General features: G+C 71.7%; 17 protein-coding genes. 7 read left to right on the forward strand and 10 right to left on the reverse strand.

Features of this window, described 5'->3' with window-relative positions; all coding sequences use genetic code 11:
• Nucleotides 1-9: 9 nt before the first annotated feature.
• The 5 genes from ACIG3E_RS00670 to ACIG3E_RS00690 all read right to left on the reverse strand — a co-directional run bounded on the left by ACIG3E_RS00670 (nucleotide 10) and on the right by ACIG3E_RS00690 (nucleotide 8,495).
• Complete coding sequence (locus tag ACIG3E_RS00670) at nucleotides 10-972, reverse strand: ABC transporter permease (protein WP_399609581.1); 963 nt, start codon at nucleotides 970-972, stop codon at nucleotides 10-12.
• On the reverse strand, nucleotides 965-1,891 hold the full coding sequence (locus tag ACIG3E_RS00675) for an ABC transporter permease (RefSeq protein WP_138961602.1): 927 nt from the start codon (nucleotides 1,889-1,891) through the stop codon (nucleotides 965-967). Before ACIG3E_RS00675 ends, ACIG3E_RS00670 begins: the two co-directional genes overlap by 8 nt.
• 80 nt (nucleotides 1,892-1,971) lie before the next feature.
• The gene (locus tag ACIG3E_RS00680) at nucleotides 1,972-3,603 is read right to left on the reverse strand and encodes an ABC transporter substrate-binding protein (protein WP_399609584.1); all 1,632 of its coding nucleotides are present in this window, start codon (nucleotides 3,601-3,603) and stop codon (nucleotides 1,972-1,974) included.
• A 519-nt stretch (nucleotides 3,604-4,122) separates the two neighbouring features.
• Complete coding sequence (gene typA, locus ACIG3E_RS00685; protein WP_399609586.1) at nucleotides 4,123-6,030, reverse strand: translational GTPase TypA; 1,908 nt, start codon at nucleotides 6,028-6,030, stop codon at nucleotides 4,123-4,125.
• 143 nt (nucleotides 6,031-6,173) lie between these two features.
• Nucleotides 6,174-8,495, reverse strand: coding sequence for an ABC transporter family substrate-binding protein (locus ACIG3E_RS00690; RefSeq protein ID WP_399609588.1), 2,322 nt, complete (start codon nucleotides 8,493-8,495; stop codon nucleotides 6,174-6,176).
• 1,855 nt (nucleotides 8,496-10,350) lie between these two features.
• On the opposite strand from ACIG3E_RS00690, the gene ACIG3E_RS00695 reads away from it, so the two are divergent.
• The 5 genes from ACIG3E_RS00695 to ACIG3E_RS00715 all read left to right on the forward strand — a co-directional run bounded on the left by ACIG3E_RS00695 (nucleotide 10,351) and on the right by ACIG3E_RS00715 (nucleotide 15,790).
• Entirely contained in the window at nucleotides 10,351-10,677 is a 327-nt protein-coding gene (locus ACIG3E_RS00695) for a hypothetical protein (protein WP_399609590.1), read from the forward strand.
• A gap of 94 nt (nucleotides 10,678-10,771) precedes the next feature.
• Nucleotides 10,772-11,605 carry a hypothetical protein gene (locus ACIG3E_RS00700; RefSeq protein ID WP_399609592.1) on the forward strand — a complete coding sequence of 278 codons (834 nt, stop codon included), beginning with the start codon at nucleotides 10,772-10,774 and terminating at the stop codon, nucleotides 11,603-11,605.
• A 34-nt stretch (nucleotides 11,606-11,639) separates the two neighbouring features.
• Complete coding sequence (locus ACIG3E_RS00705) at nucleotides 11,640-13,568, forward strand: fumarate reductase/succinate dehydrogenase flavoprotein subunit (RefSeq protein ID WP_399609594.1); 1,929 nt, start codon at nucleotides 11,640-11,642, stop codon at nucleotides 13,566-13,568.
• A complete protein-coding gene (locus ACIG3E_RS00710; RefSeq protein WP_399609596.1) occupies nucleotides 13,565-14,353 on the forward strand; it encodes a succinate dehydrogenase/fumarate reductase iron-sulfur subunit in 789 nt (262 codons plus the stop codon). Before ACIG3E_RS00705 ends, ACIG3E_RS00710 begins: the two co-directional genes overlap by 4 nt.
• A 171-nt stretch (nucleotides 14,354-14,524) precedes the next feature.
• Nucleotides 14,525-15,790, forward strand: coding sequence for a hydrolase (locus ACIG3E_RS00715; RefSeq protein ID WP_399609598.1), 1,266 nt, complete (start codon nucleotides 14,525-14,527; stop codon nucleotides 15,788-15,790).
• An 11-nt stretch (nucleotides 15,791-15,801) separates the two neighbouring features.
• On the opposite strand, the gene ACIG3E_RS00720 is transcribed toward ACIG3E_RS00715, so the two are convergent.
• The gene (locus ACIG3E_RS00720; protein ID WP_399609600.1) at nucleotides 15,802-16,479 is read right to left on the reverse strand and encodes an SMI1/KNR4 family protein; all 678 of its coding nucleotides are present in this window, start codon (nucleotides 16,477-16,479) and stop codon (nucleotides 15,802-15,804) included.
• Nucleotides 16,480-16,725: 246 nt separating this feature from the next.
• Here ACIG3E_RS00720 and ACIG3E_RS00725 point away from each other — a divergent pair, with 246 nt between their 5' ends.
• Entirely contained in the window at nucleotides 16,726-18,738 is a 2,013-nt protein-coding gene (locus ACIG3E_RS00725) for a TPM domain-containing protein (protein ID WP_399610721.1), read from the forward strand.
• Between the two features lie 170 nt (nucleotides 18,739-18,908).
• Nucleotides 18,909-19,622: a PspA/IM30 family protein gene (locus tag ACIG3E_RS00730; protein WP_399609602.1), complete on the forward strand. Its 714-nt coding sequence runs from the start codon at nucleotides 18,909-18,911 to the stop codon at nucleotides 19,620-19,622.
• 127 nt (nucleotides 19,623-19,749) lie between these two features.
• Here ACIG3E_RS00730 and ACIG3E_RS00735 read toward each other — a convergent pair whose 3' ends face one another.
• The 4 genes from ACIG3E_RS00735 to ACIG3E_RS00750 form a co-directional block, all read right to left on the reverse strand.
• Nucleotides 19,750-22,524, reverse strand: a complete 2,775-nt coding sequence (locus ACIG3E_RS00735; protein WP_399610722.1) for a SpoIIE family protein phosphatase — start codon at nucleotides 22,522-22,524, stop codon at nucleotides 19,750-19,752.
• Between the two features lie 475 nt (nucleotides 22,525-22,999).
• Complete coding sequence (locus ACIG3E_RS00740) at nucleotides 23,000-23,452, reverse strand: ATP-binding protein (RefSeq protein ID WP_399609604.1); 453 nt, start codon at nucleotides 23,450-23,452, stop codon at nucleotides 23,000-23,002.
• Nucleotides 23,453-23,700: 248 nt separating this feature from the next.
• Nucleotides 23,701-24,105 (reverse strand): (deoxy)nucleoside triphosphate pyrophosphohydrolase, encoded by a 405-nt coding sequence (locus ACIG3E_RS00745; protein ID WP_399609606.1) that lies wholly within the window; start codon nucleotides 24,103-24,105, stop codon nucleotides 23,701-23,703.
• A gap of 24 nt (nucleotides 24,106-24,129) precedes the next feature.
• Nucleotides 24,130-24,312 carry an SPOR domain-containing protein gene (locus ACIG3E_RS00750; RefSeq protein ID WP_030687960.1) on the reverse strand — a complete coding sequence of 61 codons (183 nt, stop codon included), beginning with the start codon at nucleotides 24,310-24,312 and terminating at the stop codon, nucleotides 24,130-24,132.
• Nucleotides 24,313-24,498 lie beyond the last annotated feature (186 nt).

Consider the following 24,498-nt stretch of genomic DNA (forward strand, 5'->3'; position numbering starts at 1 on the left):
ACGCCTCCCTCAGCGCAGCTTGGGGTCGAGGGCGTCGCGCACGGCGTCGCCCAGCATGATGAACGCCAGGACGGTCAGGCTCAGCATGCCGGCCGGGAAGAACAGGATGTACGGGTTGTTGCGCAGCTGCTTGGCGGCGTCGGAGATGTCGCTGCCCCACGAGATCGCGTCGTCCGACAGGCCCATGCCGAGGAAGGAGAGGGTCGCCTCGGCCGTGATGTAGCCGCCGAGCGCGATGGTCGCGACGACGATCACGGGCGCTGCCGCGTTCGGCAGGATGTGCCGGATCAGGATCCGCCAGGTGCTCGCACCGAGCGCCTTGGCCGCGACCACGTAGTCGGAGTGCTTGGTGGTGATCACGGATCCGCGCATGACGCGGGTGATCTGGGTCCAGCCGAGCACCGTGAGGGCGCCCACCACCGTCCACACCGTGCGGTCGGTCACGGCGTTCATCACGACCATGGTGCCGAGCAGGAACGGGACGCCGAAGAACACATCGGTGATCCGCGAGATGATCGCGTCCCAGATGCCGCCGAAGTATCCGGCGAGCATGCCGAGGATGGAGCCGATGATGGTGACGGCGATGGTGACGCAGATGCCGACCGTGATCGAGTTGCGGGCTCCGTACAGCACGCGGGCGTAGATGGACCGGCCCTGGCCGTCGTAGCCGAACCACTCCGGCTGGAAGAAGTGCGTGTAGCTCGGCTTCTCCAGGAAGTGGTTGCGCAGGTCGCCCTTGGTCGGGTCGGCGCTGGTGAACAGGCCCGGGAAGAACGCGATCACCACGAGCAGCACGATGAGGAGCGCGGATATCACGAAGAACGGGTTGCGGCGCAGGTCCCGCCAGGCGTCCGCGGCAAGCGAGCGGGGCTTGCCCGGCGCCGGGCCCGCCGCGCTCTCGGGTGCCGCCGCGGCCTTGACCGCGGCGTCGGAGGCGGCCTCCGGCTGGGTGGTCTTGGTGACGTCAGGCATAACGGATCCTCGGGTCCAGGACCGCGTAGAGCAGGTCAACGATCAGGCTCGCGGCCAGATAGACGAGCACCAGGATGGTCACCGTGCCGACGATGACCTGGCCCTCACGGCGTGCGAGACCGTCGAACAGAGTGTTGCCGACGCCCGGCACGTTGAAAATGCCCTCCGTGACGACCGCTCCGCCCATCAGGGTGCCGATGTCGGTGCCGAGGAAGGTCACCACCGGGATCAGCGAGTTGCGCAGCAGGTGGCGCGTCATGATCCGGCTCTTGGGCAGGCCCTTGGCGACGGCGGTGCGGATGTAGTCGGCGCGCAGGTTCTCCGCGATGCTCGTCCGCGTGAGCCGGGCGACGTACGCGAGGGAGAGCGAGCCGAGCACGATCGCCGGAAGGATCAGCTGCGTGATGTCCGTGGCGTCCTGGACCGTTGGCTCGGTCCACTTCAGCTGGAGTCCGAACACCGTCTGGACGATGTAGCCGAGCACGAACACCGGAACCGAGATGACGAGCAGCGTGAAGACCAGGATCAGGTTGTCCACGACGCGGCCGCGGCGCACACCGGCGAGCATGCCGAGGGCGATGCCGAGGACCATCTCGATGCCGAAGGCGAGCAGGGCGAGCCGCACCGTGACGGGGAACGCCTGGCTGAGGATGTCGCCGACCGGCCGGCCACCGATGTTGGTGCCCAGGTCACCGACGGCCAGGTTCTTCATGTAGTGCAGATACTGCTGCCAGAGCGGGAGGTCGAGACCGCGCTGGTGGCGAATGGCCTCCATCTGCGCCGGGTCCGGCGGCTTGTCCCCCCACAGCGCCCGTACCGGGTCGCCGGGAAGCACATTGACCATCAAGAAAATGAGAAGAGTGGTCCCAATGAAGACTGGGATCATCTGGAGCAGTCGCCGCGCGACGTAGCGCCCCATGGAAGCCTCCGTCCTGTGCGAAGCCGCCCGTGGTGCCGACCGGGATCACCGGTCGGCACCACGGGCTGAGCCCTCGCGAACTACTTCTTGTACACCTGGACTTCAGTGAAGATCGGGCTCGCTTGCTGGTCGAACTTCACGCCAGAGACATTGGTGGAGTAGCCGGTCTGGAACTTGCCGTACCAGAGCGGGATGGAGGGGAAGCTGTTCTGCAGGCTGCGCTCGGCCTCGTTGTAGAGGTCGGCGGACTTCTCGATGGTCGGCGCCTTGTCGGCCTTCGCGGTCAGCTTGTCGAAGTCCTTGTTCGAGAAGCCGCTCTGGTTGCCGCCGACGCCGGTGCCGTAGAGGTCACGCAGGAAGTTGCCGTTGAACGGGTAGTCGAGGACCCAGCCGGAGCGGTACATCGACTTGACCTTCTTGGCGTCACGCGTCTGCGTGTCGGCCTGGAAGTCGGTCTTCGGGTCGCCCACGCAGTTCACGCCGGTCGCCTGCTTGATGCTGTTGCAGACGGCGGTGACCCAGCCCTTGTGCGGCTGGTCGGCGTTGTACTGGATGGAGACCTTGTTGTCCGGGACGCCGCCGCCGTCCTTGATGAGCTGCTTGGCCTTCTTCGGGTCGAACTTGCAGTACTCACCGCAAGCGCCGGCCTTGTAGCCGATGACGTCCTTGGCGACCCAGCCGGTGGCGGGCTCACGGGTGTTGTTCAGGACCGTCTTGATGATGGTGTCGCGGTCGATCGCCATCGACAGGCCCTGGAGGACCTTGACGTCGATGTTCTTCCACTGCTTGGTGTAGCGGGCGAACGCGATCGTCTGGATCATCGAGAAGTCCTGGTTGATCGCGCGATCACCCAGGTCTTCCTGGTAGTTGGCCAGCTCGCCTTCCGGCACGATGGCCATGGAGTCGACGTTGTTCGACACCAGGTCCTTGTACGCGCCGTCGGAGGAGGCGTAGTTCTTGAAGGTGACGCCACCGTTCTTGGCCTTGTTCGGGCCCTGGTAGCCGTCGTAGCGGGTGACCTTGATGGACTTCTTGTGGTCCCAGCTGGCGAACTTGTACGGGCCGTTGCCGACCGGCTTCTCGCCGTAGCCCTTCGGGTCCTTGAAGAAGCCCGAGGGCAGCGGGGAGAAGACCTCGTAGCCCAGCTTGTACGCGTAGTACGGGATGCCCGTGGTCAGCGTGATCGTGAACTCGTTCTCGCCCTTGACCTTCAGACCCGACATCTTGTTGGTCTTCGGCTTGCCCTTCTCGGGGTGGACGTCGGTGTAACCCGCGATGTCCGCGAACCAAGAGCTGTTGGTCTGGTTGTTCGGCGTGTAGGCCGCCCAGTTCCAGGCGTCGACGTACGACTTCGCGGTGACCGCCTCGCCGTTGTGGAACTTCCACCCCGGCTTGAGCTTGACCGTCCAGGTCTTGTTGTCCTTGGACGGCGTCACCGACTCCGCGTTCATGTTGACCAGCTTGCCGGTGCCCGGCGTGTAGTCGACGAGACCGGTGAACAGCGTGTGGATGACGTCGCTTCCGTACGCCTCCTTGGTGTTCGCCGGCTGAAGCGGGTTCTGCGGCTCGCCACTCGCGTAGACGAAGGTGCCGTTCTTGTCGATCGCCCGGTTCTTGTTGTCACTGCCGCTGTCGCCGCCACCACAGGCCGTCGCGGCAAGGGCGATAACAACCGCGCCCCCAACCCACTTGGCGCTCTTGGCACCACGCATGGGGTTCCTCCTCATGAGTCCACTTGTTCGCTACAAGAGGGGGTACGTCAAGCAGCGCCGACACCCCTGCCGGCGAAGATCGAGTACCCCAGTGTGCTCGTGAGTCGGCGCTCCCCACAGCGCGTGACCCATTGACCCGAGCTATACGCGGTCAACTATTAGCCATGAGGTACGGCCCGACCACACCCTTTTGGTCTCGGTTCAATCACACCTGGCACGTACAACTTCCAAAATCCGGACAAACCGATCCCAGATAGATGGTTGCGAAACGGACGTGTTACCCATCTAACGGTCAAGAGAGTCCGTATAGCGGACAGATCGTGGGCAAAAACCGGTTGCCGAGGTCCGTCGACGCCCCCCCCCGAACGCGCGGGAGGCCGGTTTCCCCCACACGCACCCGTGCGGGGGAAACCGGCCTCAGCGCCGAACGCCCTGAAGGGGCGCGGGGAACTGCGCGACCAGCCACGGCAAAGCCGCAGATGAAAGACGACCGAAGAGGCTAGGCCACGCCTGCGTGGCTCAGCCGTGCTTGGCGCGCGACGCCGCACGGGCGCGCTCGCGCTGGTCCAGGTTCACCTTGCGGATGCGGACCGCCTCCGGGGTCACCTCGACGCACTCGTCGTCGCGGCAGAACTCCAGGGACTGCTCCAGGGAGAGCTTGCGCGGGGGCACCACGTTCTCGGTGTTGTCCGCGGAAGCCGCACGCATGTTGGTGAGCTTCTTCTCCTTGGTGATGTTCACGTCCATGTCGTCGGAGCGCGAGTTCTCGCCGACGATCATGCCCTCGTACACCTCGGTGCCGGGCTCCACGAAGAGCACGCCGCGCTCCTGGAGGTTGATCATCGCGAACGGCGTGACCGCGCCCGCGCGGTCGGCGACCAGCGAACCGTTGTTACGGGTCTGGAGCTGGCCGAACCACGGCTCGTGGCCCTCGTGGATGGAGTGCGCGATGCCCGTGCCGCGGGTGTTCGTCAGGAACTCCGTACGGAAGCCGATGAGGCCGCGGGACGGGACGACGAACTCCATGCGCACCCAGCCGGAGCCGTGGTTGGACATGTTGTCCATGCGGCCCTTGCGGACGCCCATGAGCTGCGTGACGGCGCCCATGTGCTCCTCGGGCACGTCGATGGTCATGCGCTCGACCGGCTCGTGCGTCTTGCCGTCGATCTCCTGGGTGACCACCTGGGGCTTGCCGATGGTCAGCTCGAAGCCCTCGCGGCGCATCTGCTCGACCAGGATGGCGAGCGCCAGCTCGCCGCGGCCCTGCACCTCCCAGGCGTCCGGGCGTCCCGTCTCCAGGACACGCAGCGAGACGTTACCGATCAGCTCGCGGTCCAGACGGTCCTTGACCTGGCGGGCGGTGACCTTGCGGTCCTTGACGGCGGACTTGGCGTCCGCGCCCTTGCCGGTGCCGCCGCGGCCGACCAGCGGCGAGGTGTTCGTACCGATCGTCATGGAGATCGCGGGCTCGTCGACCGTGATCAGCGGGAGCGCGATCGGGTTCTCCGGGTCCGCGAGGGTCTCGCCGATCATGATGTCGGGGATGCCCGCGACGGCGCAGATGTCACCGGGGCCCGCCTTCTCGGCGGGCTTGCGGGTGAGGGCCTCGGTCATCATCAGCTCGGTGATGCGGACGTTGGAGATCGAACCGTCGCGCTTGATCCAGGCGACGGTCTGGCCCTTGCGCAGCTCGCCCTGCTCGACGCGGAGCAGCGCGATGCGGCCGAGGAAGTTGTCGGCGTCCAGGTTGGTGACGTGGGCCTGGAGCGGGGCCGACTCGTCGTACTCGGGGGCCGGGACGTGCTCCAGGAGCGTCGTGAAGAACGGCTCCAGGTTGGTGCTGTCCGCCGGGACGGTGCCGTCCTCCGGCTTGGTCAGCGAGGCCACGCCGTCACGGCCGCAGGCGTAGACGATCGGGAACTCGATCTGGTCCTCGTCGGCGTCCAGGTCGAGGAAGAGGTCGTACGTCTCGTTGACGACCTCGTCGATGCGGGAGTCCGGGCGGTCCGTCTTGTTGATGCAGAGGATCACCGGCAGCCGCTGCTGGAGCGCCTTGCGGAGCACGAAGCGGGTCTGCGGCAGCGGACCCTCGGAGGCGTCGACCAGAAGGACGACCGCGTCCACCATCGACAGACCGCGCTCGACCTCGCCACCGAAGTCGGCGTGACCGGGGGTGTCGATGATGTTGATCGTGATCGGGTCGCCACCGTCCTTCGGGTGGTACTTGACCGCGGTGTTCTTGGCCAGGATCGTGATGCCCTTCTCACGCTCCAGGTCGTTGCTGTCCATCATGCGGTCGTCGAGGGACTCTGCGGCGTGCGCGGCAAAGGCGCCCGCCTGCTTGAGCATGGCGTCGACGATGGTCGTCTTGCCGTGGTCGACGTGGGCGACGATGGCGACGTTACGAATGTCGTGGCGCGTGGGCATGCGAGGTGCGCTTCTCCCGGGAAGAGTGGAAGGCTGCGCGTACTTTTCTCTTTTGGTACGCGCGCCCTGCCGGGCAGACACACGCCACGGCCTTACCCCATTCTACGCGGCCCCGCCGGAACCGGCCCGGCGGGGCCCCGGCCTCAGCCCCGGGACGGGCTCTCGGCGGGTCTGGCGCCGGGCTTGCGGTAGCCCATGTCCTCGTAGAGCGGGGTCGCGAAGCCGAAGGCCCCGGCGTTGGCGAGGTTCGGCCGGGCCGCCACCAGTTGGGGGCGCTGGTAGAGGGGGATGGAGCCCGCCGCCGCCCAGATGCGGGCGTCGGCCTTCTTCACCAGGGAGCGCATCTCGCCCTCGTCGAGCTCGGCGAGGGCCTGGTCGAAGAGCTGGTCGATGTGGTCGGTGCCGACGCGGGTGTAGTTCTGTTCGACGTTGAGGGAGCCGTCCGCGGCGGGCACCGGCTTGGCGAAGATCGGCCGGGCGTCGGTGGCGGGGAAGGCGGACGCGGGCCAGGAGTACAGGGCAAGGTCGTACTGGCCGGACGCGATGTGGTCCTTGAAGTAGCTCTCGTCGGCGACCTTCGCGATCTCCGTACGGACGCCGATGCGCTCCAGCATCCGGGAGATGCGGTCGGCGACGCCGCGCAGCGCCTGGGAGCCGTCGCCGGACGGCAGGACGAAGCGGAGCGTGAGCGGCTTGCCGTCCTTGGCCAGGGGCCCGCCCGCCCCCTTGCCCGCCTTCGGGGCGGCGGTGCCCTTGGGGGCATAGGCTCCCGGGGCACCGCCCCTGGCGTGCTTCTCCGTGTGCTTCTCGGCGTGCTTGCGCGCGTGCTTCTTGGCCGGGGCGCCCGGGTCCTTGCGCTGCTCCTTGTCGGCGTCGCGGCGCGCGGTGAGGGCGTCGGCCTGGCGGGCCAGGACGGCCTGCTGGAACGCGGCTGCGGGGGCGGGCGCGAGGACCGAGGCGCCCCGGTCGCCGGGCTTCTGGTCGTCCTCGCCGACGATGTACGTGCCGTCGTCGCCGCCCTCGTCGCGGGCGTCCGCCTCGCTCCCGGCCGCGTTCTCCTTCTTGTCCTTCTTCTGGAGCTTCTCCTTGAGCGGGCCGCCGGGCGTCCAGCCCGCGTCGGCGAGCAGCGCCCGCGCCTCGGCGGTGTCCTGGTCGCCGAGCGCCCCGCTGTTGTCCGCGTACGCGTCCTGACCGGCCAGGGCCAGATGGCTGCCGACCGGGGCGGCGGGCAGGCCGAGCGGCTTCAGAACCGTTTCCGCGAGCTCGGTGCGGTTCAGGGCGCGGGCGACCGCGCGGCGGACCCGGTCGTCGGCGAGGGGGCCCTCGGCTCCGTTGAGGGCGAGCTGGGTGTAGGCGGGTTCGAGGGACTTGCGGACGGTGTAGCCGCGCAGGCCCGCCTGCTCGTCGGCGTACCGCGCGACGGCCTTGTCCGTCCGCTCGCGCGCCTCCTGCTCGGCCGCGGCGGCCTCCTCGTCCGTGCCGTGGGCGACCGCCCAGGAGCGCAGGGCGTCGGCGGGGGTGAGCCGGGCGCCGGGGCCGTGCGCGAGCGGGCCCCGGTCGCCCTTGTCGCGGGCGGCCAGGGCGATCCGGCCCGCCTCGTCGGCGTCCACGTCGGCCAGGTCGACCTTGCCCGCGGCCAGCGCGGCGGCGCGGCGCTCGCGCGGCACCTCGCGCAGGACGAGCGCGTCGAGCTTGGCGGGGCTGCCCCACCAGCGCGGGCTGCGCCGGAGCGTGACCTCGCCCGCGCCCCGGTCGACGTCCTTGAGGGCGAAGGGGCCCGCGGTGACCTTCAGCCGGGTGCGCGCGCCGTCGTTGAAGGAGTCGGGGGTGCCCATGACCTCCTTCGGGTACAGCGGCGAGAACAGCGAGCGCCAGTCCGCGTACGGCTGCGCGAAGGTGACGCGCACCTCCAGGTTGTTGGCGCCGCGCTCGATCTTCTCGATGCGGTCGTAGCCCGCGTTGCGGGCCGTCCAGTACGCGCTGTCCTTGCCGGACAGGGCCCGCCACTGGGCGGCGAAGTCGTCCGCGCCGATCTCCCGGCCGTCGCTCCACACCGCCTGCTGGTTCAGCTTGTAGAGCACGACCTGCTTGGGCTCGCGCTCGACGACCTTCGCGGTCTCCAGGAAGTCCGGGTTGCGCTGCACGCGGCCCTGCGCGTCGAGGCGGAACAGGGAGGGCAGGACGGCGCCCGCCACCCGGGACGTGGCGTCGTCCGCGTCCGACTGGAAGGTGTTGAAGGTCTCCGGCAGCGCGTCGACGGCCCACTTCACGGTGCCGCCGTCGGCCACCAGGTCCCGGGCGGCGGGCGCGATGTCCTGGGCCGCCGCGGGGGTGCTCGTCTCGTCGTCCGCGCCGCACCCCGCGAGGGCGGGCAGCGCGAGGACTCCCGCGGCGAGGAACACGGCCGATCGGACCGTGGCCTTCGGGCGGACCGGTCGCTGCGGCCTGGCGCGGTCGTGGGGCATGACGGATACCTCCGGGGCTGGCCCGGCCGCGATCCGCCCTGCCGGGCGGGGGTGGGAGGGGGCCGGGGCTGGTGACGTGGTGCCGTTCGTGGTCCGGGTGGGGGGCTCGCAGCGCCGTTCCGCGGGGCCTTGGGGTGGCGTCCCTGGGGTGTCCCCGGGGGCTCCCGGGGGCGGTGTCCCCGGGGGCTCCCGGGGGCGGTGTCCCCGGGGGCGGTGTCCCTGGAGGCGGTGTCCCCGGGGGCGGTGCTCCCGGGGGCGGCGCCCCTGGAGGCGATGTCCCTGGAGGCGATGTCCCTGGAGGCGATGTCCCTGGAGGCGATGCCTTCGGGCGGTGCCTTCGGAGGCAGGGCCTTTAGGGCGGTGCCCCCTGGGACGGTGCCTTCGGGGCGTGGCCCTGGGGGCTGTGCCTTCGGGGCGTGGCCCTGGAGGCTGTGCCTTCGGGGCAGGTGCCCCCGGAGGCGGTGCCTCTCAGGCCATGCCTTCAGGGCGTGTCCCTAGAGGCCGTGCCTTCGAGGCAGGCGCCCCCGGAGGCGATGTCCCTTGGGCCATGCCTTCGGAGCGTGTCCCTAAAGGCCGTGCCTTCGAGGCAAGTGCCCCCGGAGGCGGTGCCCCTCAGGGCCATGCCACAGGAGCGGTGCCCCCGAAGGCGATGTCCCTCGGGCCGTGCCTCAGGAGCGGTGCTCCTGGAGACAGTGCCCCTCGGGACGGTGCCCTGGAGGCGGTGTCCCCGGAGTGGCGCCCCTGGAGACGGTGCCCCCGGAGACAGTGCCTTCGGGAGGTGTCCCCGGAGGCAGTGCCTTTAGGACGATGCCCCTGGAAGCGATGCCCTCGGACCGTGCCCAAGGACGACGCCTCTGGAGACAGTGCCCCCAGGGGCGTGCCCCTGGAGACAGTGCCCCGAGGGCTGTGTCCCTGAGGCAGTGCCTTGGGGGCGATGCCTCTGGAGTCGGTGCCCCTAAGACCGTGCCTTCGGGGCGGTGGCCCTGGAGGCAGTGCCCTGGGAGGTGGTGCCCTTGTGGGGCGGTCTCCTTGGCGGTGGTGCTCGGGGTGCCGTTTCCATGGGTCTGCGCGGATAGCGGCGCTACGGGCGAAATATGGAGTTGATCACATGTATCACCCCCACTGAACGCGACGGCCCCCGGCGAAGCCCCCCGACACGACGGCCCTCCCCCCAGAACCCACCCATGCGGCCCAACGCCCCCTCCCCCGCCCCGGGAACGGCGGACGACGGAAGAACAACAGCGGACGAGCGGCCCCCCAGCCCGTCCGGCGCTTGAGGACAAGCGCGCCAGCGCGACAGGGAGACGAGCAGGAGACCGAGACAAACAACCCCGTCCCACGCCCGAGGACAAGCGCAGCAACGCAATGGGAAGACGAACGGAAGCACAGAGAACCAAGCCCGTCCGGCGCTTGAGGACAAGCGCGGCAGCCCGACAGGGAGACGAGCAGGAGGCCGAGACAAACAAGCCCATCCCACGCCCGAGGACAAGCACGTCAGCGCAAAGGGAAGACGAACGGAAGCGCAGAGAACCAAGCCCGTCCGGCGCTTGAGGACAAGCGCGGCAGCCCGACGGGGAAACGAACGGGAGGCCGAGGTAACAAGCCCGTCCGGCGCTTGAGGACGAGGCCGGAGGCCGATGGGGGAACGGGCGGCAGGACCGGCCCGGCCCCGCCGGAAGGAGAGCCGGAGCGCGGCCCCACCGGGGCCGCCGGGGCGCACTCCGGCGGACATGAGCCACCCCACCCCCTTCCCGGGCCCAATCACGACAGATCCCTTCCCAAGCCGGGATGTGAGGCGCGACACTCGCAGGCGCATGAGCGTTTACGACCGCACCCCTTGAAGTGAGGGCAAGTCATGGCTCTGCAAGACGACCTGACGGCCATTCAGCGCTGTGTCGACGACCTCGTCCGCACGGTCGGCCGGATCGAGCGGCAGGCCGAGGCGGACGCGGCGGGCGTCGACTTCCGCCGGGTCCGCATGGACACCGACCACCTGCGCGAGAGCGTCGCGCTGCTGCGCGCGGCCGTGGCCCCCGCATCCCCGACCGACCACCAGACCCAGGCGCCCCCGCCCCCCGCGCGGCCCGCGATGGTCCCCGTACCGGACACCCCGTACGACAGCTCCCTGTGGACGGACTCCGACGACGAGGGCCTGGGCGCCCGCTACCGCCGCGCGCCCTAGCCCGGCCCCGGCCCCGGCCCGCCCGCCCCGACCCCCCGGCCCCCCGGGCCCGCGCCCGTCGTAACCCACCCGTCGACGAAGGAGTGGAGCCTCGTTGGCAACTGGCACCGAACCCCATCTGAACAAGGGCACGGCCCCCGGCGGCGTACGGCACGGCACGCGCGCCGCGATCGCCGCTGCCCATCTGCGGACGGACCGCTGGTGGCTCCAGCCCGCCGCGACCGCCGCCGGGCTGTTCGCCTTCGTCGTGTACTCGACGTGGCGGGCGTTCGCGAATTCCGACTACTACGCGGCGCCGTACGTCTCGCCGTTCTACTCGCCGTGCGTCGCGGACAATTGCAAGCCGATGAAGAACGGCCCGAACTGGGAGGTCTTCGGCAGCTGGTGGGGCCTGTCCCCCGCCCTGCTCATCCTCATCTTCCCGCTGGGCTTCCGGCTCACCTGCTACTACTACCGCAAGGCCTACTACCGCGGATTCTGGGCGTCCCCGCCCGCCTGCGCGGTCGCCGAGCCGCACGCCAAGTACACCGGCGAGACGCGTTTCCCGCTGATCCTGCAGAACATCCACCGGTACTTCTTCTACGCCGCCGTGCCGGTCGCGGGCATTCTCACGTACGACACCGTGCTCGCCTTCCGCGACGAGCACTACGAGTGGGGTCACATGGGCCTCGGCACGCTCGTGTTCCTGGTGAACATCGTGCTGATCTGGGCGTACACGCTCTCCTGCCACTCGTGCCGACACGTCGTCGGCGGAAAGCTCAAGCACTTCTCCAAGCATCCGGTGCGCTATCGGCTGTGGCAGTGGGTGGGCTGGCTGAACGGCCGTCACATGCTGCTTGCCTGGGCGTCGTTGATCAGCGTCGCGCTCGCCGACTTCTATGTGTATCTGATCGCCTCCGGCGCGTTCGACGATCCGGCACTGTTCTGACGACGAAGATGAAAGACGAAATAGGGGCGTTCTGATGTCTCAAGTGGAGCGGCAGCAGTGGGATGTCGTCGTCGTGGGCGCCGGCGGTGCGGGCCTGAGGGCCGCGATCGAGGCCCGTGAGCAGGGCGCGCGCACGGCGGTGATCTGCAAGTCGCTGTTCGGCAAGGCGCATACGGTGATGGCCGAGGGCGGCATCGCGGCCGCCATGGCGAACGTGAATTCCGGCGACAACTGGCAGGTGCACTTCCGTGACACCCTGCGCGGCGGAAAGTTCCTCAACCAGTGGCGGATGGCCGAACTGCACGCGCGCGAGGCACCCGATCGCGTATGGGAACTGGAGACCTGGGGGGCGCTCTTCGACCGCACCAAGGACGGCCGCATCTCACAGCGGAACTTCGGCGGCCACGAATACCCCCGGCTCGCCCACGTCGGCGACCGTACGGGGCTCGAACTGATCCGCACCCTCCAGCAGAAGATCGTGGCCCTCCAGCAGGAGGACGAGAGGGAATTCGGCGACTACGAAGCCCGGCTGAAGGTCTTCCAGGAGTGCACGGTCACGCGCGTACTCAAAGAGGGCGACCGGGTCAGCGGTGCCTTCTGCTACGAGCGGGAGAGCGGGCGGTTCTTCGTCATCGAGGCGCCCAGCGTCGTGCTCGCCACCGGAGGCATCGGCAAGTCCTTCAAGGTGACGTCGAATTCGTGGGAGTACACGGGCGACGGGCACGCCCTCGCGCTGCTCGCGGGCGCCCCGCTGCTCAACATGGAATTCGTCCAGTTCCACCCGACGGGAATGGTGTGGCCGCCGTCGGTGAAAGGCATCCTCGTCACCGAGTCCGTACGCGGCGACGGCGGTGTCCTGCGGAACTCCGAGGGCAAGCGGTTCATGTTCGACTACGTCCCGGACGTCTTCAAGGAGAAGTACGCGGAGTCCGAGGAGGAGGGCGACCGCTGGTACGAGGACCCGGACCACAACCGCAGGCCGCCCGAGCTGCTGCCCCGGGACGAGGTGGCACGGGCCATCAACTCCGAGGTGAAGGCGGGGCGCGGCTCGCCGCACGGCGGGGTGTTCCTGGACGTGTCGACGCGGATGCCCGCCGAGGTGATCCGGCGCCGGCTCCCCTCGATGTACCACCAGTTCAAGGAGCTGGCGGACGTCGACATCACCGCGGAGGCGATGGAGGTCGGCCCGACCTGCCACTACGTGATGGGCGGCATCGCGGTCGACTCCGACACGGCGGCGGCGCGCGGGGTGCCGGGCCTGTTCGCGGCTGGTGAGGTCGCGGGCGGCATGCACGGCTCCAACCGGCTCGGCGGCAACTCCCTGTCCGACCTGCTCGTGTTCGGCCGCCGCGCCGGTCTCCACGCGGCGCGGTACGCGGACGAGCTGGCCGTGCGCCCCGTGGTGGACGAGCCGCAGCTGGACACGGCGGCGGCGGAGGCACTGCGTCCGTTCAGCGCGGAGGGCCCCTCGGACGGGGCGCCCCCGGAGAACCCGTACACGCTCCACCAGGAGCTCCAGCAGACCATGAACGACCTGGTCGGCATCATCCGTCGCGCGGGCGAGATGGAGCGGGCCCTGGAGAAGCTCGCCGACCTCCGGGTGCGGGCGCGGCGGGCCGGGGTCGAGGGGCACCGGCAGTTCAACCCGGGCTGGCACCTGGCGCTCGACCTCAGGAACATGCTGCTCGTCAGCGAGTGCGTGGCGCGCGCGGCCCTGGAGCGCACCGAGAGCCGCGGCGGGCACACCCGCGACGACCACCCCGGGATGAACCGCGAGTGGCGCCGCGTGAACCTGCTGTGCCGCCTCGTCGACCCGACCGGCGGCCTCGCCGCGACCGACCCGGTGCGCGGCCAGATCGACCTCGAACGCGTCACGACCGATCCCATCCGCCCCGACCTGCTCGCCCTCTTCGAGAAGGAGGAGCTGGTCAAGTACCTGGCCGAAGAGGAGCTCTACGAGTGAGCACAGCTGCATCGTCCACGGCGTACGACGCGCGCTTCAGGGTCTGGCGCGGCGACACCGGCGGGGGCGGCCTCGAGGACTTCACGGTCGAGGTCAACGAGGGCGAGGTGGTCCTCGACATCATCCACCGCCTCCAGGCCACCCAGGCGCCGGACCTCGCGGTGCGCTGGAACTGCAAGGCGGGCAAGTGCGGTTCCTGCTCGGCGGAGATCAACGGTCGGCCGCGCCTGATGTGCATGACCCGGATGTCGGTGTTCTCGCGCGAGGAGACCATCACCGTCACGCCGCTGCGGGCGTTCCCCGTGGTCCGCGACCTGGTGACCGACGTGGGCTTCAACTACGCCAAGGCGCGCGAGGTGCCCGCCTTCGTGCCGCCGCCCGGTGTGGGCCCCGGCGAGTACCGCATGATGCAGGAGGACGTGGACCGCTCCCAGGAGTTCCGCAAGTGCATCGAGTGCTTCCTGTGCCAGGACACCTGCCACGTGGTACGTGACCACGAGGAGAACAAGACGGCGTTCGCGGGGCCGCGCTTCCTGATGCGCGTCGCGGAGCTGGACATGCACCCGCTGGACGCCGCGGCGGACACGGGCCTCGACCGCAAGGCGACCGCCCAGGACGAGCACGGACTCGGCTACTGCAACATCACCAAGTGCTGTACGGAGGTCTGCCCCGAGGGCATCCGCATCACGGACAACGCGCTGATTCCCCTGAAGGAGCGGACGGTGGACCGCAAGTACGATCCGCTGGTCTGGCTGGGGAACAAGATCCGGCGGCGGGGGGAGTAGGCGCGGCTCGCACGAGGGCGGACGAGATCCGGGGCTGCCGGGTGCGGACCGGGGCCGACGGGTGCGGACCGGGGCCGACGGGGGTTGTCGAGGGTTGTGGGGGTAATCCCCCAGGCAAGTCTCGTGATCTCCCCCATGGTTCCGGCGTGGGCGCGCGGCCAGCATGGAGGCATGGACATTCGCACGGCGCGGAGCGCGCGCTCGATGAAGGTGCTGGCGGCCGCGGGGCTCGCGGCGGCGGTGACGCTGGGGGCCGGGGCCACCGCCCCGGCCTTCGCACGGGGGACGGAGAGCGCGGTGCGCGCACAGCCCGAGGAGGGGGTGCGCCCGGTGCTGCCCGCCCCGACAGGACCCCACCCCGTCGGCACGGTGACGTCCCGCCTCGTCGACCACTCCCGGCACGACCCCTGGGTCACCTCGCAGCCGTATCGGGAGCTGATGGTGAGCGTCTGGTATCCGGCGCGGAAGACCGGCGGCAGCCCCGCCCCCGCGCCCTATATGGCACCGGGCGCGGCCGAGCGGTGGGACGCCGCCGCCCCGCACGGCATAGCGAAGGGCGCCGTCGACTGGCCAGGCATGCGCACCCACGCACGCCAGTCCGCCCCGGTCGACGACCGCGGCGGCCGACGCCCGGTGCTGCTCTATTCCGCGGGGGCCAACGACCCGCGGACCTGGGGCACCTCCCTGGTCGAGGAGATGGCGAGCCGCGGCTATGTGGTCATCACCGTCGACCACACCTATGAGGCACCGGGCGTGCAGTTCCCCGACGGTTCGGTCAAGGGCGACAAGCCCCTGCGGGACGCCCTCGCCAAGGTGACGGACGACCGGTCGCTGTCCCGGCTCCTGAAGAAGGTCCTGGACACCCGGGTCGCCGACGACAGGTTCGTCCTCGACCGGCTCGGCGCCCTGCCGCACGGCCTGTCCCGGGTGATCGACCGCGGCCGCGTCGGCATGGTCGGCCAGTCCGCGGGCGGAATCGCCGCCGCCGAGACGATGTACGAGGACAAGCGCGTCAAGGCCGCCGTCAACCTCGACGGCACCCTGGAGCTCAACGGCGAACCCAAGGGCACGAACCTCACCCCGGTCGCCCGGCACGGCGTCGACCGCCCGCTGCTCCTCATGGGCCGCGACGGCAGCGACCACACCACTGAGCCCTCATGGGGCGCCTTCTGGTCGCACACCCCGGGCTGGAAGCGGGACTTCACCCTCCGCGGCTCCCAGCACCAGACCTACACGGACCTGGCGGCCGTGCTGCCCCAGACCGGAGCCTCCCGAGCCGTCATCGAGAAGAACATAGGCACCGTCGACCCGAAGCGGGCCGTCGCCGCCCAGCGCTCCTATGTGGCGTCCTTCTTCGACCGCTGGCTGCGCGACCGGGACAACCACCTCCTGGACGGCCCGTCGCCCCAGTTCCCGGAGGTGCGCTACGTCCCGTAGCAGCGGGTGAGCTACGCCGTCCCGTAGAGGCGGGGGCGGCCCTCGACCGCCGTCCGCTCCGCGTGCTCCAGCCACGACAGATACCACTGAGCGAAGGTGACCCGGGGCTTGTCCTGCCGCGTCACGGGCTGCACACCCTCGCCGACAGCCCGCACGTCGTCCCACAGGGTGCCGCGCTCCGGGCCCGTCACCGCGAGGAGGGTGTAGTAGCCACAGCCCTGGTGGCCGAGGTGGAGGGTCCCATCGGTCAGAGAGTCGTGGAGCACGTCATGGCGCGCCTCCCAGGCCGCGTAGTCACGGCCCAGGGCCTCCTCGTCGGCGTAGTCGTCGGCACACGGCTGCTTGGCCTCATGCTCGGCCAGCTCGTCGGTGCCCTCCGGGCGGAACGGCAGCGCGCAGGCACCGGAGTCCGGCTCATCGTCCGGCCCCGGCGGCCTGCGGGTGAAGAGGCCGTAGTCCGGGCCCGCGCCACCCGCGCCGACCTGGCGGAGGAAGGCGCGGTACTCCCCCGGGAGTTCCACCCCCAGGTGGTGCTCGACGGCCCGCACCTCAGCCTCCGAGAGGACGGGCTCAAGACGGAAGCCGTGGCCGTGCTCGCCGAGCCAGTCCGCGCCGAACACCTCACGCCAGTGCGGCGCCTCCCGCACCGCAAGCACCCGTTCCCGCACGCCCGCCCAGACCTCGTCCACCGCCGGATCCCCCTCAGTTTGATCACTTCCACCGTACGAGAGGCCGTCGGCCCCCGGTCGCGAGGGCTCAGAGGCCGCCCTACGCTGCCAGATGTGACGTCGTTCCCGTCGTCCTGGCGGTCCGCGCTGCCTGCGCCCGCTGTGCCGCCCCCGCTGACCGCGTGGGCGCGCACCGCCGCGCGGGCCACGGCGGCCGTGCTCCTCCTCTGGTGCGGGCTGCCGGGGGCCGTGCCCTCGGCGTATGCGATGCCTGCCGGGGCCGCCGTGGCCGGGGCCCGGGTGGTGCCCGCCGACGACCCCGTGCGCCTGGACCGCGACGGCCAGATCACCGATAGGACGGGTGCGCTCGGGGACCGGCGAGCCGCCGTGGCCGACGCGCTCGACCGGCTCTACGACGACCGGAAGGTCCAGCTCTTCGTGGCCTACGTCCGGGACTTCTCCGGACGGTCCGCACACGACTGGGCGGACACCACGGCCGAGCGCAACGGCCTGGGGACGGACGACGTGCTGCTGGCCGTGGCCACCCACGACCGGCAGTACGCGTACTCGGCCGAGCAGGGCTCGCGGCTCAGCGAGGCGCAGCTCAGGGATGTCGCCGCGACCGCCGTCGAGCCCGCCCTGCGGCAGCACGACTGGGCGGGGGCGGCGATCGGCGCGGCCCAGGGGTACGCGGCCGTGCTCGCCGGGCAGCCCGTGCCCCGGCCCGCGATCACTCCCGGTGAGGCGGATCCGGGTGGCGGGGGCGCGGGTGATGACGGGGTGGCGGGTGACTTGGTGCTGCCCGTGGTCGCGGTCGGCGTGGCGGGCACCTTCGCGGCGGTCGCCTACCGGCGGCGCAGGCGGAGGTTCACCACGCGGACGACGCCCGGTGGCCGGGGCGAGGAGCAGCGGCTCACCCCCCTGCCCGAGCTGGACGCGCGCGCCGGGCGGCTGCTCGTCGAGACCGATGACGCGGTGCGCACCAGCACCGAGGAACTGGGCTTCGCCACCGCGCAGTTCGGCGAGGAGGCGGCCCGGCCGTTCGCGGCGGCGGTGGCGTACGCGCGCGCGGAGCTGACGGCGGCGTTCCGGCTGCGGCAGCGGCTCGACGACGCGTATCCGGAGGACGACGCGACGCGGCGGCGGATGCTCGACGAGATCGTGGCGCGCTGCACTCAGGCGGGGCGGCGGCTGGACGCGGAGGCTGCGGCGTTCGACGAGCTGCGTTCCCTGGAGCGCACCGCGCCCAGCGCCCTGGAGCACGCCGAGGCACTGCTCCGGCAGGTCAACGCGCGGGCCCTGGAGGCGGAGACGACGCTCAAGGAGCTGCGGGCGGCCTATGCGCCGACGGCGAGCGAGGCGGTCGTCGGGAGCGTGGCGCAGGCCAAGGACCGGCTCGCGTTCGCCGCGAGCCAGCTGGACCAGGCCCGCACGGCCGTCGACAGCGCGGACAACGGCACGGCCGCCGTGCATCTGCGCGCGGCGGAGGGAGCCGTCGACCAGGCGGGCACGTTCGTGGACGGCGTGGCCCGGCTCGCCGGTGAACTCGCCGAGGCCGACCGGCGGTTGCCGGGCGCGCTCAGCGAGGCCCAGGCCGACCTCGCCGACGCGCGCGGTCTGCTTGAGGGCGCGGACGCGGGCATGCCGACCGCCGATCTGCGCGGCAGGATCGCGCGGGCCGAGTCCGTCGTGGCGGAGGTGGGGCGCGCGCTGTCGGCGGGGGCGTACGACCCGATCGACGCGCTGCGCCGCGTCGAGGAGGCCGACGCAGCGCTCGACCAGGCCCTGGCCGGGGCGCGGCAGCGCGCGAGCGAGGACGACCGGGCCCGGACGCTCCTCGGCCAGGCGCTGCTCACCGCGCGCAGCGCCGTCGCCGCCGCCCGGGACCAGGTGACGACGCACCGGGGCGCGGTGGGCCCCGAGGCCCGGACCCGCCTTGCGGAGGCGGAGCGCCACCTGGAGCGGGCCGAGGCCCCCGGCGGCACCGCTCCCGCCGCCGCGCTCGCCGAGGCGCAGCGGGCCGACTCCCTGGCGCGGCAGGCCCAGGCGCTCGCCGAGCGGGACGTCCGCGCCTACGGCAATCCGTACGGCGGGGGCTTCGGCGCGGGCGGCCGGGGCGGGGGCATGGGCGGTGCCGTCCTCGGCGGGATCGTCCTCGGGGAGGTCCTCGGCGGGCTGGGGCGCGGCTCCGGAAGAAGCGGGGGCTTCGGGGGCGGGGGACCCGGGACGTTCGGCGGGGGTGGGACGCGGGGGCGGATGGGGGGCGGTGGCCGTTTCTGAGCGGGGACCGGCGCCCGCCCCTCGCCCTGGAGCCGGGGGCGGACCGGCGCCCGCCCCTCGCCCTGGAGCCAGGGGCGGACCGGCGCCCGCCCCGCCCCGGAGCCAGGGCCCTGGGCCAAGGCCCCGTACCAGGGCTTCGCACCAACGCCTCGTACAAGGAGAGCGACGACATGACCAAGCAGACCATCCTCGGGCGTGTGACCCAGCTGGCGAAGGCCAATGTGCATGCCCTCCTCGACCAGGCCGAGGACCCGCAGAAGATGCTGGACCAGCTGATCCGCGAGTACACGGACAACATCAAGGAGGCCGAGCAGGCCGTTGCGGCCACCATCGGTGACCTGCGGCTCATGGAGCAGGACCACGAGGAGGACCAGCAGGCGGCCGTCGAGTGGGGCGCGAAGGCGCTGGCCGCGAGCCGGAAGGCGGACGCGCTGCGGGCGGCGGACGGCGCCGTCGAGGCCGACCGGTTCGACGGCCTGGCGAAGGTCGCCCTGGGGCGGCAGCTGCGCGCGGAGAAGGAGGCCAAGGAGGCCGAGCCGACGATCGCCGCGCAGCGCGACGTGGTCGCGCGGCTCAAGGACGGCCTCGACTCGATGAAGATCAAGCTGACGGAGCTCCAGTCGAAGCGGAACGAGCTGGTGGCCCGGGCCAAGGCCGCGCGGGCGCGGAACCGGATGGCCGACGCCGCCGGGAGCCTGGACGTGCTCGACCCGACGACCGAGCTGAGCCGGTTCGAGGAGAAGGTGCGCAGGGAGGAGGCGCGGGCGCTCGGCCGCGAGGAGCTGGCCGCGTCGTCGCTCGACGCGCAGTTCGAGCAGCTGGAGAGCCTGAGCGACGAGGCGGAGGTCGAGGCCCGGCTCGCCGCGCTCAAGGCCACCACCTGAGCGGTCCGCTGGATCCGCCGTGCCTTGCCGTGCCGTCGTTCGGCTGCGGGTTCGTCGGGGCTGGTCGCGCAGTTCCCCGCGCCCCTTCGAGGCGCTTCCAGCACCCCGCCCCCCACGCGAAGCCCCGTCAGAACAGGCTCATCAACGCCTCCGCCGCGTCCATCGGCGGAGTGTTCCCGTCCGGCAGCGCCAGTTCGAACCAGACCGTCTTGCCGCGCGGGGTGCGCCGTGAGCCCCAGGCCGCGCTCAGCAGGCCGACGAGCTGGAGGCCGCGCCCACCCTCGTCGGTGTCGCGGGCGCGGCGGCGGCGCGGCTGGACCAGGCCCGCGTCCCACACCTCGCACACCAGGGTGCGGTCGAGGAGCAGCCGGAGCCGGATCTCGCCCTCGCCGTACCGCAGGGCGTTGGTGACGAGTTCGCTGACGAGGAGCTCGGCGGTGTCGACGAGCGCGTCGAGGCCCCACTCCCGCAGGCGCGCGCACGCCAGCTCGCGGGCGTGGCCCACCGAGCGCGGCTCGCGCGGCAGCGTCCAGTCGCCGACGTGCTCGGCGGGCAGCCCCTGGACGCGCGCCATGAGCAGCGCGATGTCGTCCTCGCCGTGGTGGGTGTCCAGGGTGCTGAGGACGTGGTCGCAGATGTCCTCCAGGGCCTGCTCGGGGTCGGTGAGGGCGCGGACGAACGCGTTCAGACCCTCGTCGAGCGGGTGGTCGCGGGACTCGACGAGGCCGTCGGTGTAGAGGGCGAGCAGGGCGCCCTCGGGCAGGTCGACCTCGACCTCCTCGAAGGGTTCGCCGCCGACGCCGAGCGGCATGCCGGGCGGTACGTCGAGCATGAGCGCGCTCTCGCCGGGTTCGACGAGGACGGGCGGCAGATGGCCCGCGTTGGCGATGGTGACGCGCCGGGTGACGGCGTCGTACACGGCGTACACGCAGGTGGCGAGGTACACCTCGGCGAGGTCGTCGGTGTCGCGGGCGCCCCGGGCCGTGGTGCGCCGGGGGCCCGAGGGGTTGCCGAGGCCGCGGGCGATCTCGTCGAGCGCGGCGAGCACCTCGGCGGGTTCCAGGTCGAGCAGGGCCAGGGTGCGCACGGCGGAGCGCAGTTCGCCCATGGTGACGGCGGCGCGCAGGCCGCGGCCCATGACGTCGCCGACGACGAGGGCGGTGCGGTGGCCTGGCAGTTCGATGACGTCGAACCAGTCGCCGCCGACCTCGGTGGCCGCGTTGCCCGGCAGATAGCGGCAGGCGATGTCGAGCCCGGCCGCCTCCGGGTCGCCGGGCGGGAGCAGGGAGCGCTGGAGGATCAGGGCGCGCTCGTGTTCGCGGCGGTAGAGGCGGGCGTTGTCGATGCAGACGGCGGCACGCGCGGCGAGCTCACCGGCGAGCGCGCGATCGCGTTCGCCGAAGGGCTCGCTGCCCTTCGTACGGGAGAACTGAGCGAGGCCCACGACGGTGTCGTGGGCGACCATCGGGACGGCCAGCGTGGACTGGATGAGGCCGCCGGTCAGCCGGGTCGGCCCGCAGTCGTCACCGGCGGCGATGAGGCGCGCCCGGGCGGTGCGCAGCGCGTCGGCGCAGGACGAGGTGAACGGGAAGCGGTGCACGGAGCCGACGTCGATGGGGCCCGTGCCCTCGGGGAAGGGCGCGTCGGCCACGGCGCTGGCGAAGGCGACGCGGCGCAGCTCGGCGCTGCCGTCGGCGAGCCCCGGCGGCGTCTCGTCGCCGTCGAGGAGGCCTTGGTAGAGGTCGACGGAGGCCAGGTCGCAGAAGCCGGGGACGGCGACGTCGAGGAGTTCGCGGGCGGTGGTCTCCAGGTCGAGGGAGTTGCCGATGCGGGCGCCCGCCTCGTTCAGGAGGGCGAGGTTGCGGCGGGCGTGGGCGGCCTCGCGGGCGGCGACGTGGCGGCTGGTGACGTCGTTGCCGAGGCCCGCGATGCCGATGGGGCGGCCCGAACCGCTGTGCACGCGGTAGAGGTTGACCGACCAGTGGCGGCGCTCGCTGCTGCCGGGGGCGGGCCCGACGATCTGCATGTCGTTGACGGCCTCGCCGGTCTCCAGGACGCGGCGGAGGGCGGCCTGCATGCGGTCGGCCTCGTGGCGCGGCAGGTAGTCGTGGACGGTGCGGCCGCGGTGGTCCTCGGCGGTGCCGCCGAAGACGGCCGCGAAGCGGCGGTTGGCGCGCCGCACCTTGAGGTCCGTGCCGAACAGGACGAACCCGAAGGGGGATTGGCCGAAGAGGGCCTGGGAGGCGGCGAGGTCGGACTCGATCTGCTGGAGCGCCCGGACGTCGACGACGAGACACACGGCGGACCGCTCGCCGTCCGCCGTCCTGGCGGGCATGACATAGACCTCGGCGACGCCCTCACGAAGGACGCCGCCCTCACGAACGGAGCCGCCCTCGCCAACGGACACGGCGGACGCGGCGGACGCGGCCGGAGCCGCGCTCGCGGGCCCGGCCGACTCCGGAAGACGGAAGGGGACCGATCCCGTCCACTCCCGGCCGTCGAGGATCTCCGCCATCTTCCGGTGGCCGCGCGGCCGCAGCTCCCGCGGGACGAACGCCTCGATCGGGTCCTTGCCGACGGCGTCCCGCGCGGGCACGCCGAACAGCCGCTCGGCCCGGCCGCTCCACTGGTCGACCAGGCCGTCCGGGCCGATCGAGAAGGACGCCACCTTGATGTAGTCGTAGAGGGAGCCGGGAGGGCTGTTCTGCCAGATGATGTCGCCCTGCGTGAGGGGCTTGTCCTCGACGCGCGGCCGGGCGCGGCCCGCGGCGTGGTGACGCGCGTCGACGTCGTCCGAGTCCCCGGCTACGCCATGCGCCGCACCGGTACCTACCGTCCCGGACGCGCCGCGCCCTACGCCACGGCCCTCGTCGGGCCGCGCGCCGCCGCCCGTGGTCCGCACCGGCAGGTCGCCGCCCGTGCCCTTCGCGGGTACGTCTCCCGGGGCGCCCGGGGCCCGGTCCGCTCCGCCGTCAGCGCGCTCGGGTCCGGCCGCGCCCGCGGGGCCGCGGCCGTGACCGGCCGTCGCGCCGACGGGGCCGTGGTCCGCGCCGCCACCTGCGGTGGTACGCGCACCGTCGCCCGCGCTCGACGCCGCGGTCCCGACCGGGCCCCCGGCCGCCGACGAGGCTGCCCGCCCCGCCCGCGCCGTCGGCCGCGCCGAACCCGTCGCCTTCGCTGGTATCTCGCTCACGCGAACCGTCCCCTCCAGCTCACCGCATCCGGCACCGGTCACCGAATGTGGCTGCCCGCAGTATCCAGCACTACGGGGCCGTGCCACACGCCGTTCACGATCACGGCACGCACTTACCGCTTTTTGGCCCGTGACCGCCTTGCGTCCGGCCCGTGCATTTGTACGTACCGGCGCTCTCTGTCTTCTAACCGGGCAGCGCCAGCTCGAACCACACCGTCTTCCCCGTCGTTCCCGTGCGTCCCGGGCGGGTGCCCCAGCGGCTCGACGACCTGGCGACCAGCTGGATTCCCCGGCCGCCCTCGTCGTCGGGCGCGGCGACGCGCTCGCGGGGCGGGTCGGGCACGGGGTCGGAGACCTCGACGAGGAGCGTGCCCAGCGGGCCCTCGGGGCGGACGAGCCGGACGACGATGGGCCCCGACGCGTACCGCAGGGAATTGGTCACCAGCTCGCTGACGAGCAGGACGGCGACGTCGCCCAGGGGGGCGAGGTTCCAGTCGCCCAGCTGCTTGCGGACGACGGCGCGGGCCCTGCGGACGGCGCCCGGGTCCGCGGGAAAGTCCCACTCGGCGCAGTCGCCTTCGGTGTCGAGCACGCCGATCACTTCCCAGCCGAGCAGCGGATCCATGTCCGGTTTCATGGGGTTAATGGGCACATACCCGATATCCCGGTGGGATTACCGTGTTCAAGGTGGCACTGTGGCACGAACGGCGTACGAGAAGCAGAACCTCACCTTGACGAACCTCGCGCGCCCCCTGCCGCCCCGCGCCGCACAGAGGCGCGCCGGGCCCTCCCGCGCCACGCCGGGGCCGCGCCCCAGGGGGCAGTCGCGGGCGGGCCGGAGGCCTCGCAGAAGGAGTCCCGGACAGGCCGGAGGCCTCGGCGGAGCTACCGTTCGCCCCGGTCCGCGAGGCCGAGCGCCCGGACGGCCGGGACGTCCCCCGCCAGCCACTCCACCGTCCACAGCTCGTCGGGCTCCAGCCAGCGCAGCGCGTCGTGGTCCTGGAGCGGCCGCGGCTCCCCCGCGAGCAGACGGGCCCGCCACACCCGCATCACATAGCCGCGCCCGAGCGGGAACTCCCCCGGGACGCGGTCGACGACCTCCGCCTCGACGCCCAGCTCCTCCTTGAGCTCGCGCACCAGCGCGTCCTCGTCGCGCTCGCCGGGTTCCACCTTGCCGCCCGGCAGCTCCCAGCGCCCGGCCAGTTCCTCGGGCGCGCTGCGGCGCGCGGCCAGCAGGCGGCGCTCGCCGTCGTACAGCGCGGCGCCGACCACCACGATCCGCTCAGTCATGCGCCGGAGCCTACGCCCGCGACGTCACCGGCCGCCGTTCTGGTTCAGCCGCTCGATCCAGTACAGCTGCTTGTGCCCGCGGTCGTCCAGGCTGTCGGCGATCTTCTGGGCCTCGGCCTTGGTCGCGTACCTTCCGACGCGGTAGCGGTTGCCGTTGTCGTCCTGCCGTATCACGAGCCAGGGAAGTATGACCGTCCCGTCGTTCATGCCGTCCCTCCGCTCCCCACCCCCGGCGTACCCCACGCCTCGATCAGTAAGGAAACCGCATTCCGCATATGCCCGAGCTTACGCCCGACCTTTACGCAGCGAATACGACTTTGCACAAAGAGATACGCAATCGGCCAGCGCGCAGGGGGCGCACCCTCACGGATGCGCCCCCTGTGTCGGCCACAA

Origin of the sequence: Streptomyces sp. NPDC053474 (assembly GCF_044544845.1) — a bacterium.
In the GTDB taxonomy this organism is placed as follows: domain Bacteria; phylum Actinomycetota; class Actinomycetes; order Streptomycetales; family Streptomycetaceae; genus Streptomyces.

What these genes read in the sequence shown, in the direction of transcription:
- ACIG3E_RS00670 (WP_399609581.1), bottom strand. Translation starts at nt 972, where the DNA reads ATGCCTGACGTCACCAAGACCACCCAGCCGGAGGCCGCCTCCGACGCC.
- ACIG3E_RS00675 (WP_138961602.1), bottom strand. Translation starts at nt 1,891, where the DNA reads ATGGGGCGCTACGTCGCGCGGCGACTGCTCCAGATGATCCCAGTCTTC.
- ACIG3E_RS00680 (WP_399609584.1), bottom strand. Translation starts at nt 3,603, where the DNA reads ATGCGTGGTGCCAAGAGCGCCAAGTGGGTTGGGGGCGCGGTTGTTATC.
- typA (WP_399609586.1), bottom strand. Translation starts at nt 6,030, where the DNA reads ATGCCCACGCGCCACGACATTCGTAACGTCGCCATCGTCGCCCACGTC.
- ACIG3E_RS00690 (WP_399609588.1), bottom strand. Translation starts at nt 8,495, where the DNA reads ATGCCCCACGACCGCGCCAGGCCGCAGCGACCGGTCCGCCCGAAGGCC.
- ACIG3E_RS00695 (WP_399609590.1), top strand. Translation starts at nt 10,351, where the DNA reads ATGGCTCTGCAAGACGACCTGACGGCCATTCAGCGCTGTGTCGACGAC.
- ACIG3E_RS00705 (WP_399609594.1), top strand. Translation starts at nt 11,640, where the DNA reads ATGTCTCAAGTGGAGCGGCAGCAGTGGGATGTCGTCGTCGTGGGCGCC.
- ACIG3E_RS00715 (WP_399609598.1), top strand. Translation starts at nt 14,525, where the DNA reads ATGGACATTCGCACGGCGCGGAGCGCGCGCTCGATGAAGGTGCTGGCG.
- ACIG3E_RS00725 (WP_399610721.1), top strand. Translation starts at nt 16,726, where the DNA reads ATGCCTGCCGGGGCCGCCGTGGCCGGGGCCCGGGTGGTGCCCGCCGAC.
- ACIG3E_RS00730 (WP_399609602.1), top strand. Translation starts at nt 18,909, where the DNA reads ATGACCAAGCAGACCATCCTCGGGCGTGTGACCCAGCTGGCGAAGGCC.
- ACIG3E_RS00740 (WP_399609604.1), bottom strand. Translation starts at nt 23,452, where the DNA reads ATGAAACCGGACATGGATCCGCTGCTCGGCTGGGAAGTGATCGGCGTG.
- ACIG3E_RS00745 (WP_399609606.1), bottom strand. Translation starts at nt 24,105, where the DNA reads ATGACTGAGCGGATCGTGGTGGTCGGCGCCGCGCTGTACGACGGCGAG.
- ACIG3E_RS00750 (WP_030687960.1), bottom strand. Translation starts at nt 24,312, where the DNA reads ATGAACGACGGGACGGTCATACTTCCCTGGCTCGTGATACGGCAGGAC.